Annotated in this window: 15 protein-coding genes; 11 read left to right on the top strand and 4 right to left on the bottom strand. The window is 64.6% G+C overall.

Features of this window, described 5'->3' with window-relative positions:
* Positions 1–73: 73 nt before the first annotated feature.
* Genes pgl through zwf form a run of 3 tightly spaced genes read right to left on the bottom strand, consistent with a single transcriptional unit; the run spans position 74 to position 3,224 of the window.
* A complete protein-coding gene (pgl, locus tag M3O59_RS10945; protein ID WP_054592947.1) occupies positions 74–793 on the bottom strand; it encodes a 6-phosphogluconolactonase in 720 nt (239 codons plus the stop codon).
* Entirely contained in the window at positions 790–1,797 is a 1,008-nt protein-coding gene (gene glk / locus M3O59_RS10940; protein ID WP_065469839.1) for a glucokinase, read from the bottom strand. Before glk ends, pgl begins: the two co-directional genes overlap by 4 nt.
* Positions 1,794–3,224: a glucose-6-phosphate dehydrogenase gene (zwf, locus tag M3O59_RS10935; protein ID WP_116906124.1), complete on the bottom strand. Its 1,431-nt coding sequence runs from the start codon at positions 3,222–3,224 to the stop codon at positions 1,794–1,796. The genes glk and zwf overlap by 4 nt, the downstream gene beginning before the upstream one ends.
* A 421-nt stretch (positions 3,225–3,645) precedes the next feature.
* Here zwf and M3O59_RS10930 point away from each other — a divergent pair, with 421 nt between their 5' ends.
* The gene (locus M3O59_RS10930) at positions 3,646–4,734 is read left to right on the top strand and encodes an ABC transporter ATP-binding protein (protein ID WP_064630116.1); all 1,089 of its coding nucleotides are present in this window, start codon (positions 3,646–3,648) and stop codon (positions 4,732–4,734) included.
* Between the two features lie 121 nt (positions 4,735–4,855).
* Here M3O59_RS10930 and ygfZ read toward each other — a convergent pair whose 3' ends face one another.
* Positions 4,856–5,746 carry a CAF17-like 4Fe-4S cluster assembly/insertion protein YgfZ gene (ygfZ, locus tag M3O59_RS10925; protein WP_116906126.1) on the bottom strand — a complete coding sequence of 297 codons (891 nt, stop codon included), beginning with the start codon at positions 5,744–5,746 and terminating at the stop codon, positions 4,856–4,858.
* Here ygfZ and M3O59_RS10920 point away from each other — a divergent pair.
* From M3O59_RS10920 to lolD, 10 genes are all read left to right on the top strand, one after another.
* A complete protein-coding gene (locus M3O59_RS10920) occupies positions 5,648–5,956 on the top strand; it encodes a DUF1674 domain-containing protein (RefSeq protein WP_249046998.1) in 309 nt (102 codons plus the stop codon). The two genes, ygfZ and M3O59_RS10920, sit on opposite strands and share 99 nt — an antisense overlap.
* A 56-nt stretch (positions 5,957–6,012) precedes the next feature.
* A complete protein-coding gene (gene sdhC, locus M3O59_RS10915) occupies positions 6,013–6,405 on the top strand; it encodes a succinate dehydrogenase, cytochrome b556 subunit (RefSeq protein ID WP_064630114.1) in 393 nt (130 codons plus the stop codon).
* Positions 6,402–6,788: a succinate dehydrogenase, hydrophobic membrane anchor protein gene (gene sdhD / locus M3O59_RS10910; RefSeq protein ID WP_064630112.1), complete on the top strand. Its 387-nt coding sequence runs from the start codon at positions 6,402–6,404 to the stop codon at positions 6,786–6,788. Before sdhC ends, sdhD begins: the two co-directional genes overlap by 4 nt.
* Positions 6,789–6,822: 34 nt before the next feature.
* Positions 6,823–8,613 (top strand): succinate dehydrogenase flavoprotein subunit, encoded by a 1,791-nt coding sequence (gene sdhA, locus M3O59_RS10905; protein WP_064630110.1) that lies wholly within the window; start codon positions 6,823–6,825, stop codon positions 8,611–8,613.
* A 9-nt stretch (positions 8,614–8,622) separates the two neighbouring features.
* A complete protein-coding gene (locus M3O59_RS10900) occupies positions 8,623–8,826 on the top strand; it encodes a hypothetical protein (protein ID WP_116906127.1) in 204 nt (67 codons plus the stop codon).
* Between the two features lie 16 nt (positions 8,827–8,842).
* Positions 8,843–9,625 (top strand): succinate dehydrogenase iron-sulfur subunit, encoded by a 783-nt coding sequence (locus M3O59_RS10895; protein WP_064630109.1) that lies wholly within the window; start codon positions 8,843–8,845, stop codon positions 9,623–9,625.
* Positions 9,626–9,736: 111 nt separating this feature from the next.
* Complete coding sequence (locus M3O59_RS10890; protein WP_116906128.1) at positions 9,737–9,985, top strand: FAD assembly factor SdhE; 249 nt, start codon at positions 9,737–9,739, stop codon at positions 9,983–9,985.
* Entirely contained in the window at positions 9,936–10,388 is a 453-nt protein-coding gene (locus M3O59_RS10885; protein ID WP_116906129.1) for a hypothetical protein, read from the top strand. The genes M3O59_RS10890 and M3O59_RS10885 overlap by 50 nt, the downstream gene beginning before the upstream one ends.
* A 23-nt stretch (positions 10,389–10,411) precedes the next feature.
* A complete protein-coding gene (locus tag M3O59_RS10880; RefSeq protein ID WP_064630103.1) occupies positions 10,412–11,653 on the top strand; it encodes a lipoprotein-releasing ABC transporter permease subunit in 1,242 nt (413 codons plus the stop codon).
* Positions 11,646–12,401, top strand: a complete 756-nt coding sequence (lolD, locus tag M3O59_RS10875; protein WP_181920589.1) for a lipoprotein-releasing ABC transporter ATP-binding protein LolD — start codon at positions 11,646–11,648, stop codon at positions 12,399–12,401. Before M3O59_RS10880 ends, lolD begins: the two co-directional genes overlap by 8 nt.
* Positions 12,402–12,412: the final 11 nt, after the last annotated feature.

Genomic DNA, 12,412 nt, shown 5'->3' with positions numbered 1-12,412 from the left:
GGGAAGGTAATCACGCTGTTTTTTTCGTAGATACCCGCACAAGGATGTGCGGGCTCTTGCGAGGGACTCGCACTCACGCACACCAATGAACCCGCAATTTCGGGCCCGGCGGCTGCAGCGCCACGCGGATCGGATACTCGCTGACATCGTCACCGGCCAGTGCAGCCTGCAGCACGTCCAGCTTCTGCTTGCCGCGCAGCAACAGCAGGCGGGTCGGGATGGCGGCCAGTCCGGCCGGTGTCAGCGTGATCCGCAGCGGCCACTGATTCGCGCCGGGGCAGCCGGTGGCATCCAGCGAAGCGTACGGCTGCGGGCTGGACAGTGCCTTGCTCAGGTCGGTCGAGCCCGGAAACAGCGAGGCGGTGTGTCCGTCGCCGCCCATGCCCAGCACCGCCAGGCACGCAGGCTCGGCGTGCCTGGCCTGCAGGTTCGCGGTGTGCACGCACTCGGGCAACTGCTTGCCCGGGCGCACCAGCGGGATGAAGGTCGCCGCCGATGCGTGAGTCAGAAAGCTGTGATTGACCAGCCAGGCGTTGCTGTCCTGATCCTGCGGCGAGAGCCAGCGCTCATCGACCAGGCCCACTTCCACCCGCGACCAGTCCAGCGGACGGTGAGCGAGGGATTCGTACACCGGCGCCGGGGTGGTGCCGCCTGACAGCAGCATGCGCGCCTGGCCGCGGCGCGAAATCTCCTGTTCCAGCAGGTCGGCCATCTCGCTGGCCACCGCCTCGGTCCATTCGGCGGGGTCTTCGTAGCGCACCAGTGTGATGCGCGGATTGTCCTGCAGGTTCATCGCTGCTCCCCTGGATGCTGACGCTGCGCATCCACCGCATAGGCGGCGGCGCCGAGCAGGCCGGCATGCGGATGCATGACCGCCAGCGACGGCACCCGCGACATGATCGCGGAGAAGCGTCCCTTGTGTTCGAAGCGCTGGCGGAAGCCGGAATGCTGCAGCGAATCCAGCACCTTGGGCACCAGCCCGCCGGTGAGGAACACGCCGTCCCAGGCGCCCTGCATCAACACCATGTCGCCGGCGATCGCGCCGAAGATGGCGCAGAACAGATCGATGGTGCGCGACGAGCGCGGGTCGCCCGCCGCCGCACGCGCGGTGATGTCCTTGGGCTGCAGCGGGCCCGGGTCGACCCCGGCGATCTCGCTGAGCGCGCGATGGATGTTGACCAGGCCCGGGCCGCAGATCAGGCGCTCGTTGGAGACCCGGCCGAACTGCTCGGAAAGGATCTCCAGAATGCGGATCTCCTCTGGCGTGCCGGGCGGAAAGCTGACGTGGCCACCTTCGGTTTCCAGCGGAAAGCAACGCCCGTTGCGGATGATCAGCCCACCCACGCCCAGGCCGGTGCCAGGGCCGATCACGCCGTAGTTGCGCGGCTGATCGATCGGCGCCGGGCGCCAGCTGGCGCCGCCCACCTGCACCACGTCCTGCGGACGCAACAGGCTGATCGCCATGGCCTGCGCGGCGAAGTCGTTGATCAGATGCAAGGTGCTGAAGCCCAGCATGCTGGCGGTGCGCGAGCGCGAGATCACCCACGGGTGGTTGGTGATGCGCGCCTCGTCGCCATCCACACGGCCGGCCACGGCGAACACGCCCTGGGTGGCCTGCACGCCGATCTGGTCGAGGTAGTAGCGCGCGGCTTCGCCGAGCGAACCGAAGTCCACCACCGCAAATTCACGCGAGGTGTCATCCAGCAACGGCACCGAGGCGTCGACGTCGGCCAGCGCGAAGCGCGCATTGGTTCCGCCGATATCGGCAACCAGCACCGGCTTGGAAGGAGCGGTCATGCGTTGTTTCCCTGTGCGTCGGTGGCCGGGGGCAGGAAGTGGGTCGCCGACTCGGGCCCCCAGCTGCCGGCCGGGTAGGACTGCAGTGGCAGCGCGGCGTCTTTCCACGCATCGCTGACGCTGTCGATCCACGACCAGGCGGCCTTGACCTCGTCGTCGCGCACGAACAGCGCCGGGTTGCCGTTGAAGGCATCCACGAACAGGCGCTCGTAGGCGATGCGGCGGTGCAGGCCGGTCGGCACCGACAGTTCCAGTTCCAGCGGCTGCAGTTCGATCGCACCCCATTCCGGGCCGGCCAGGCTGCTCATCAGACCAAGCTCGATGTTTTCCTGCGGCTGCAGTTGGAAGGTCAGGCGGTTGGGCACCGCGTTCTGCCGGTCCGGGCGCTCGAACAGCCAATGCGTCACCGGCTTGAGCGTGACCACGATGCGGGTGGAACGCTCGGCCAGACGCTTGCCGGTGCACAGGTGGAACGGCACCCCGGCCCAGCGCCAGTTGTCGATATGCGCGGTCACCGCGACGAAGGTTTCCACGTCGCTGCCTTCCGGCGGGTGATAGGCCTGCGCCGGCTGGCCGTTGATGCTGCCGGCGGTGTAGCGGCCACGCACGCTGTCGTGGGCGGCATGCTCGGCGGTCATCGGGCGCAGCGCGCGCAGCACCTTGACCTTCTCGTCGCGGATGCGATCGGCTTCCAGCGAGGCCGGCGGCTCCATCGCCACCAGGCACAACAACTGCAGGATGTGACTCTGCACCATGTCGCGCAGCGCGCCGGAGCGCGCGTAGTAGGCATCGCGCCCATCCACGCCTTCGCTCTCGGCCACCAGGATCTGCACCGACTCGATATAGGTGCGGTTCCACACCGCTTCCAGCAACGTATTGCCGAAGCGCAGGGCGATCAGGTTCTGCACCGCCGCCTTGCCCAGGTAGTGGTCCAGGCGGAACACGCGGTCTTCGTCGATCAGCGCGCCGATCGACTGCAGGATCTCGCGGGCGCTGTCCGAGTCGTGGCCGATCGGCTTTTCCAGCATCAGCCGGTGCGGCGCAGCCAGCGCGCCGCCCAGGGCCAGGCCCTGGCAGGTGCTGATGTACAGGCCCGGCGGAATCGCCAGGTAGCTCACGCACTGGCGGCTGGCCAGCTCGCGTACGGCATTGGCCACCGACTCGGCATCGCGCAGATCCACCGAGCGATAGTCGACCCGCTGCAGCAGCGTTTCGATCTGCTCGGGCGTGGCGATCGGCAGCGCGGCGGCCAGGCGCGGGCGCAGGACCTCGCGGAATGCCTCGGTGTCGTGCGGAGACAGCGCCAGTGCGCGGATACGGAAATCCTCCGGCAGCAGGCCATCGACGAACAATCGCAGCAGGGACGGGAAGAGATAGCGCTGGGCGAGATCGCCGGTGGCGCCGAACAGGATCAGGGTGTTGTGCATGGACCGAATTTCAGATTCTGGAGACATCGTGATCAGCAGCTGGTCGGAAAGGCGCCGGACAGCCGGCGGTCGGTATGTCTGTTCCTGAGCGACACTGGCGTGCGCGCAGCGGGGGATGGACGCGCACGCCCAATCCCCGATTGTTGCAGCAAGTGGCCGTCAGCGGTTAGCGCCGCGGCGGTTGACCTGCACATGCGTGGCCGAATGGCGGGCCTCGCAAGGTAGGCTGCACCGCTTGAGACAGCGGCTTGGGTCGGTGGCGGCATGGTCCCTCCCGAGATCGATGTTGCCATGTGAAAACGATTACATGTCAGAATAAACCAATGCATTCGTTTGCAGGAAATTTCCTTGCAGGCGCATGCGGCGTCACCGCCGTCGGGAGGGCCGAGGGCAGGGCGCACAACTTACGTTGAGGCCGAAGATGGCGAAAGTGCAGTTGGAAGGTGTCCGCAAGGTCTACGAAAACGGCCAGGTGGCAGTGCAGGGTGCGAGCTTTGAAGTGGCCGACGGCGAGTTGATGGTGCTGGTCGGGCCATCCGGCTGCGGTAAATCGACCTTGTTGCGCATGATTGCCGGTCTCGAAGACATCAGTGCCGGCACGCTGAAGATCGGCGAGCGCGTGGTCAACGACGTAGCGCCGAAGGACCGCGACATCGCCATGGTGTTCCAGAGCTATGCGCTGTATCCGCACATGACCGTGGCGGAAAATCTGGCCTTCGGCCTCAAGCTGCGCGGTCACCCCAAGCAGGTCATTGCCGAGCGCGTCAACAATGCTGCCGAGCTGCTGGGTCTGACCCCGATGCTCGACAAGTTGCCCAAGGCGATGTCCGGCGGCCAGCGCCAGCGTGTGGCGCTCGGGCGGGCGATGGTGCGCGAATCGTCGGTGTTCCTGCTCGATGAGCCGCTGTCCAACCTGGACGCCAAGCTGCGCCACAGCGTGCGCACCGAGATTGCGCAGCTGCATCGCAAGCTCGGCACTACCATGATCTACGTGACCCACGACCAGGTCGAAGCGATGACGCTCGGCCAGCGCATCGTGGTGCTCAAGGACGGCGTGATCCAGCAGATTGACAGCCCGATGGCGCTGTACGACCGCCCGGCCAACCTGTTTGTCGCTGGCTTTCTCGGCAGCCCGGCAATGAACGTGCTGCAGGGACGCCTGGATGCCCAGGATGGCCTGCATCTGGTCATGGCCGATGGCTGGCGCGTGCCGCTGGGCGCGGCGCGGGTCGACCCTGCCTGGTTTGGCCAGGACGTGATCGTCGGCGTACGCCCGGAGCACCTGCAGCCATCCGACAACGCGGTGCTGGGCTTCGATGCGCGGGTCGATGTGATCGAGCCGGTCGGCAACGAGATCTTCCTCAATCTCGACCGTGGAGGTCAGCCGCTGGTGATCCGTGTCCCGCCGCAGACCTTGCCGGCGGTGGGCCAGCCACTGCGTCTGGCGCTGCGCAGCGACACCTTGCACTTCTTCGACCCGGCCACCGGGCAGCGCCTGGAAGTGGCTTAGATCAGGCAATAACACGACTGCGCTCGCCGCCAGACGGGCACGGCCGGTGTTCGGAAGCGGCATGGACTACATGCGCACTACGGTGTTGAGCGCGCCGTCCAAGCCAGCTGACGACTGCTTGCTACGTTTCTAGCTGCGCCGAACGCTCCAGGCCGGGCACGATTACGTGCGGCCTAGCGTCGTGCGCGCCGGCCTGCAAGGCGGTGCCGGCATCCAGGATCAGTTCCAGCGGCAACACCGCCAGCGCGAGGTTGCCGGCCACGCTTACCACCGTGCCGATCGCGGTGCCGTCCAGTGCGACGGCATCCCCGGCATCGGCCGCAGCATCGGTTTCGAGCAACTGCAATGCGCGCTTGGCCTTGCCCAGAAAGTGCGTCCGCGCCACGATCTCCTGGCCCGGATAGCAGCCCTTTTTCACGCTATAGGCCTGCAGGCGGTCCAGTGCCAGCTGCTGCGGCGTCCACAGTTCGCGCTGGCCCTCGACCAGGCGGGCGAGTCCCAGTTGCAGATCCGCACGCCGCCATTGCGCATCTGCGCTCGCCAATTCGATAGGCGCCGCCAATGCATCTTCGGCGTACAACAGCAAGGTGCGCGGCAGCGCGGCGCAGCCCATATCCAGTTCGATACGCTGCGTTCTGATATCGGCCTGCGCAGCGTGCGCGTGCACTGGCGCGGCGAAGCCGGCACAGGCGAACAGTGCGGCGGTGCTGATTTTCAGCTTGCGGCGGAACACGAAACGGACGAGCTGCGCGGCGATCTCGGCCGCGTTGCCATCGGGCAACAGCATCAGCAAGTGTGTGTCGTCCTCACGCAGGAGTGCGAAGATGGCAATGACGCGCCCCTTCGCGGTCAACCACGCATTCCACTGCCACTGCCCAACCGCCAACGCCTGCACGTCATTGGCGAATTGGGCATGCGCAAACGCCGCTGCATCCGCGCCGACGAGTCGGACGTATTGCATATCGTGCAGGGAGCCAAAACCCTGTGGAATAAGATTCAGGTTGTCAGCCATGGATGGGGAGGACTAAAATCGCAACGTTGTGAGACCACTATGATAGGCCATCCAACCCCCACCCCAGCGCAGGATTCCGAGACGCAGCCTTCCCCTCAGGAGCAGAAACCCGAGAAGAAGCCACTGCCGAAGGAGATTGGTGGACGCGACGGCCCCGAGCCAACGCGTTACGGCGACTGGGAAAAAAATGGACGCTGCATCGATTTTTGAGCAGCTTTTAGCCACAGCGGCCTAGTGCCGCCCAGCCGAGAAAACGAGCCCAGCGAATGGCGATCCGCGAACGTCCCACTTCTCCACATCTGCAGGTCTACCGCTGGCAGATTCAGATGGCGACCTCGATCCTGCATCGAGCCACCGGTGTCATCCTTTCCGGAGGCGCGCTGGTCATCGCCGTCTCGTTGCTCTTGCTGGTGCTAGGTGAGGACCACTGGAATTGCCTCACCCAGCATCTGGGCGCCTGGTACGGCCAGGTGTTCCTGTTTGCCTGGTCTTGGGCCTTTACCTACCACCTGTCCAACGGCATCCGCCACATCGTCCAGGACTTTGGCCGCGGGTTCAGCATTCCGGCCTTTATCCGCAGCAGCTGGACATCGGTGATCGCCAGCCTGGTACTGACCTGCGCAATCTGGGCGTATGTCCTGACTGGAGCTTCCGCATGAGCCGCTATCGCACTCCGTTGAAAAATGTGCGTGGTCTGGGCGCAGCCAAGACCGGTACCGAACATTTCGTGATGCAGCGCCTGACCGCGACGGCGCTGGTTGTGCTGGCGATCTGGTTTGTGGCGTTCGTGCTGAGCCTGCTTGGTTCCGACTACATGACTGCAGTCACTGCGGTGTCCAAGCCGTGGAATGCCGTGTTGCTGGTCGGTTTCCTGGTGGCGATGTTCTGGCATGCGCAGCTTGGTCTGCAGGTCGTGCTCGAGGACTACATCCACAATTCGCTGCTGGCGCTGGCGTTGCAGACGACGGTGAAGTTCATCGCCGTGCTTGGCGCGATCGTCAGCATTTTCGCAGTGGCGCGCATCGCGCTGGGCGGTGCCTGAGTCATCGGGCACATAGAACAGGAATCCAGATTAGATGTCCGCTTACAAGATCACTGAACACAAGTACGACATGGTCGTGGTGGGTGCCGGCGGCGCCGGCCTGCGTGCCACGTTCGGCTTGGCCCAGAAAGGCCTGCAGACCGTCTGCCTGACCAAGGTCTTCCCGACCCGGTCGCATACCGTCGCCGCGCAGGGCGGTATTTCCGCCGCGCTCGGCAATATGGGCGAAGACGATTGGCGCTACCATTTCTACGACACCATCAAGGGCTCCGATTGGCTGGGCGACCAGGACGCGATCGAGTACATGTGTCGCGAAGCGATTCCAGCCATCATCGAGCTGGAGCACTACGGCGTGCCGTTCTCGCGTACCGAAGAAGGCAAGATCTATCAGCGCCCGTTCGGTGGCATGACCACCAAGTACGGCGAAGGCCCGTCGGCGCAGCGCACCTGCGCCGCAGCCGACCGTACCGGCCACGCCATGCTGCACACGCTGTACCAGCAGTCGCTGGCGCACAATGCACGCTTCATGATCGAGTACTTCGCACTCGATCTGATCTTCGACGAAGAAGGCGTCTGCCGTGGTGTGCTCGCGCTGGACATGGCCGATGGCACGCTGCATCTGTTCCGCGCCCATGGCGTGGTTCTGGCCACCGGCGGCTACGGCCGCGCCTACTTCAGCGCCACCTCTGCGCACACCTGTACCGGTGACGGCGGCGGCCTGGTGATGCGTGCCGGCTTGCCGGTGCAGGACATGGAGTTCGTGCAGTTCCATCCCACCGGCATCTACGGTGCGGGCTGCCTGATCACCGAGGGCGTGCGCGGCGAAGGCGGCATCCTGCGCAACAGCAACGGCGAGCGCTTCATGGAGCGCTATGCACCGCATTACAAGGATCTGGCCTCGCGCGACGTGGTGTCGCGTTCGATGACGGTGGAAATCCGTGAAGGCCGTGGCGTTGGCGAGCACAAGGATCACATCCTGCTCGACCTGACCCACCTCGGCCCGGAAGTCATCAACGAAAAGCTGCCCGGCATCGCCGAAAGTGCGCACATCTTTGCCGGTGTGGACGTGACCAAGCAGCCGATCCCGGTGCTGCCGACCGTGCACTACAACATGGGCGGCATCCCGACCAATTTCTACGGCGAAGTCGTGCGCAAGCAGGGCGACGACCCGGATGCGGTGGTCCCCGGTCTGTACGCGATCGGCGAAGCCGCCTGCGTGTCGGTGCACGGTGCCAACCGGTTGGGTTCCAACTCGCTGCTGGATCTGGTGGTGTTCGGTCGCGCGGTGGCCAACCGCTGCGCCGAGACGGTCAAGCCCAACCAACCGCACAAGACGTTGCCGTCGGATGCGTGCGACAAGGCGCTGGGTCTGCTGGACAAGTTGCGCTACGCCAACGGCTCTACGCCGACGTCGGTGATTCGCGACAACATGCAGCGCACCATGCAGTCCGATGCGGCCGTGTTCCGTACCAGCAAGACGCTGAAGGAAGGCGTGGACAAGATGGCCGAGATCTTCGCCACCTTCGAAGACGTCAAGGTGTCGGACCGCTCGCTGGTATGGAACTCGGACCTGATCGAAACCTACGAATTGAACAACCTGCTGCTCAACGCAGTGGCGACGATCAATTCGGCCGAGCAGCGCAAGGAAAGCCGCGGCGCGCATTCGCACGAGGACTTCCCGGACCGCGACGACGTCAACTGGCAGAAGCACACGCTGGTGACTGTCGACGACAAGGGCAAGTGCGAATTCGAGTACCGCCCTGTGCACATGTATACGCTGAGCAAGGATGTGGACGTGGTGCCTCCGAAGCCGCGCGTTTACTGATCGATGCGCATGCAGCGACCCACTGTTGCCGTGCCACTGCCTGCCACCGCGTCCGCGCGTGGCGGCAATGTGTCGCTGCAATGGTGTCGCAACATGACGCTGGAGCAGCGCCGGCAAGTGGCCGGCCGCTACGCGACTGCTTCGGCAGTGGCATCCGTCATCTTTACCTTCATGCGCACGGTGCGGTTGTCGTTCGCACCGCGCATCGCCTGAGCCAACGAGAGCAGCTATGGCAGAGTTCACCCTCCCCAAGAATTCAAAGATCGGCAAGGGCAAGCATTACCCTGCACAGGGCGCCAAGAACACGCGCACTTTCAAGGTCTACCGCTGGGATCCGGACGTCGACGCCAACCCGCGCACCGACAGCTACGAGATCGATCTGGATAAATGCGGCCCGATGGTGTTGGACGCGCTGATCAAGATCAAGAACGAGATCGACCCGACGTTGGCGTTCCGCCGTTCCTGCCGCGAGGGCATCTGCGGTTCGTGCGCGATGAACATCGACGGAACCAACACGCTGGCCTGCACCAAGGCGATTGCTGCGTGCGGCAAGTCCGAGGTGCCGATCTATCCGCTGCCGCACATGAGCGTGATCAAGGACCTGGTACCGGACCTGACGCATTTCTATGCGCAGTACGCGTCGATCAAGCCGTGGATCCGCACCCAGACCCCGCCGCCGCCGGATCGCGAGCGCTTGCAGTCGCCCGAAGACCGTCGCAAGCTCGATGGCTTGTACGAGTGCATCCTGTGCGCGTGCTGCTCGACCAGCTGCCCGAGCTACTGGTGGAACGGCGAGCGTTACCTGGGCCCGGCAATCCTGCTGCAGGCGTACCGCTGGATCGTGGACTCGCGCGACGAAGACACCGGTGCGCGTCTGGACGATCTGGAAGACCCGTTCAAGCTGTATCGCTGCCACACCATCATGAACTGCGCACGCACTTGCCCGAAGGGCTTGAATCCGGCGCTGGCGATCGCCGAAATCAAGAAGTTGATGATGGCGCGTCGCGCCTGATCGCACGGTAGTGATTCCCCGCGACGGGGATGTGGTTCGCAGCGGCACCGGCCTTATGGTCAGGTGCCGCTGTCGTTTTCGGCCCGCCACGCGGCGCGGTGGAGAGATGAGATGGACGAACAGACCCTGTTGAAGAAATTGCGCTGGCGTTGCCGGCGTGGCATGCGCGAACTCGACCAGTTGTTCGGGCGCTATCTGGACCAGCGCTGGGTGCAAGCGCCTGACGCCGAGCGCGCGGTTTTCCTACAGCTACTGGATTGCGAAGACGATAAGTTGTGGCGCTGGTTCATGGGATACGAGGCTTGCCCCGATGCCGGCAACGCCGCACTCATCGCCGATATCCGCGCCTTGCCGGCTTGAGTGGCGGCCTTCGCGCGGATTGATTTGCGCATTGGGCGTAGTGATGCTGCTCGCAGTGTGGGCTGTGTGGCGTAGCGGTGTCCCACCGTGGCTGGCAGTGTTGCTATCTGCGTACGCGCTGCTTGCAGGCGGCCGGGCACTGCGTCAGCTGTTGCGCTCGCCAGTGCGGCAACTGCTGGTGCCGTGGGCGGAAACGCCCGCCAGCATTGACGGAGTACAGGTGGACGGGCTGCAGGTGCACTGGCGCGGTCCGCTTGCAGTGGTGTCGTGGACGCAGCCGGATGGCCGACGCCAACGCCTGCATTTCTGGCCGGATACCTTGCTGGCGCCGCAACGACGTGAACTGCGTCTGGCCGCGCAGGCCCATGCCATTTCGTCCCGGCGGCCGCTAGTGGCAACATAGCGTCCCTTTCCCGGTTGAACCGCATGTTCAAACCTATCCCGGTTGCCATCGGCTTGCGCTACCTGCGTGCCAAACGGCGCAATGGCTTCATCTCGTTTATCTCGATGGCATCGATCCTGGGCATCGCCCTGGGCGTGACCGTGCTGATCACCACGCTGGCGGTGATGAGCGGTTTTCAGAAGGAAATCCGCGACCGCCTGCTGCAGATGGCCGCGCATGCCACCGTCAGCGCGGAAGGCGCACCAATGCGCGACTGGCAGCACGCGGTCGAGGTCGCCATGGCCGACCCGCGTGTTGCCGGCGCCGCACCGTATATCGAAACAGAATCGCTGCTGCAGGGTCCGCGCAAGCAGCCGGCGATCGTGCGTGGCATCGTTCCGTCCGAAGAGAACAAGGTGTCTGTACTGGCCAAGAAGATGCAGCAGGGCTCGGTCGACAGCTTGACGTCTGGTTCGTACAACATCGTGATCGGCAAGGAGCTGGCGCTGTGGCTGGGCGTGGACGTGGGCGACAGCATCGTCGTGCTGCTCAGCGATACCCAGGCCACGCCGTTGGGTGCCATGCCGCGGCTCAAGCGTTTCACCGTCAGCGGGATTTTCGAAGCCGGCTACAACGAGATCGATCGCGGCTTGGCCGTGGTCAACATGCAGGATCTGGCGCGCGTGCTGCGCATGGATGGCGTGACCGGCGTGCGTCTGCGCCTGCACGACATGGATCAGGCCTGGCCGGTGGCGCGCGACCTGGCGGTGAAGTTGCATGGCCCGTATCGGGTCAGCGACTGGACCCAGGAAAACGCCAATCTCTATCACTCGTTGAAGATGGAAAAGACCGTGATGGGCATCCTGCTGTCGCTGATCGTGGCGATGGGTGCGTTCAACCTGGTGTCCTCGCAGGTGATGCTGGTGACCGACAAACAGGCCGATATCGCCATTCTGCGCACGCTCGGCTTGTCGCCGGGCGGGGTGATGCAGGTGTTCATGGTGCAGGGCTCGTTGATCGGCTTCATGGGCACCTTCATGGGCGTGATCGGCGGCATCGTGCTGACGCTCAATCTCGAACGCATCCTTGGCGTGATCGAAGCGATTTTCAGCGTGAAGTTGTTGCCCGAAGACGTGTACTACATCACCGGCCTGCCGACCGATATGCAGACCCAGGACGTGGTGGTGATCACCGTCGTGGCGTTGGTGATGAGTTTCCTGGCGACCCTGTATCCGGCCTGGCGCGCCTCGCGCACCCAGCCGGCGGAGGCGCTGCGTTATGAATGAGGTTCGGAAATCGGGAATCGGGAATCGGGAATCGGTCGTGCAAAAGCCAAACCACGCAGAGGCAGTGATTCGGGCCGAGGGTCTGGGCAAGACCTACGCCGAAGGCAAGATGCGCACGCCGGTGTTCGACGGCCTGGATCTGTCGGTGGCCACCGGCGAAACCGTGGCGATCGTCGGTGCCTCCGGTGCCGGCAAGAGCACCTTGTTGCATCTGCTGGGCGGGCTGGATATTCCGACCTCGGGCGAGGTGTATGTAGCGGGCGAGCGTATGTCGGCACTGTCCGATGCGCAGCGCGGCACGCTGCGCAACCAGGCGCTTGGCTTCGTGTATCAGTTCCATCATCTGCTGCCGGAATTCACCGCGCTGGAAAACGTGATGATGCCGGTGCTGCTGTCGGGCAAGGACGTCTCGGTCGCCAGAGCGCAGGCGTTGCAGTTGCTGGAGTCGGTCGGGCTGGGCCATCGCATTGAACACAAACCCAGCGAGCTGTCGGGCGGCGAGCGTCAGCGCTGTGCGGTGGCCCGTGCGCTGGTCAACAAGCCGGGTTGCGTGCTGGGCGACGAGCCCACCGGTAACCTCGACGACAAGACCGCGGGCACCGTGTTCGAGCTGATGCTGGAGCTCAATCGCGCCCAGCGCACCAGCCTGGTGTTGGTGACGCACGACCGCAGCCTGGCGCGGCGCCTGGACCGCGTGCTGGAGCTGCATCAGGGCAAGCTGCGCGAATTGGCGCCGTCTGCGGTGTAGTCGCTAAGGCG

It is taken from the genome of Xanthomonas nasturtii (assembly GCF_023337365.3).
Classification (GTDB): domain Bacteria; phylum Pseudomonadota; class Gammaproteobacteria; order Xanthomonadales; family Xanthomonadaceae; genus Xanthomonas; species Xanthomonas nasturtii.
Note: the sequence above shows the minus strand (reverse complement) of the source record. Positions and strands in the feature narration are given on the sequence as shown.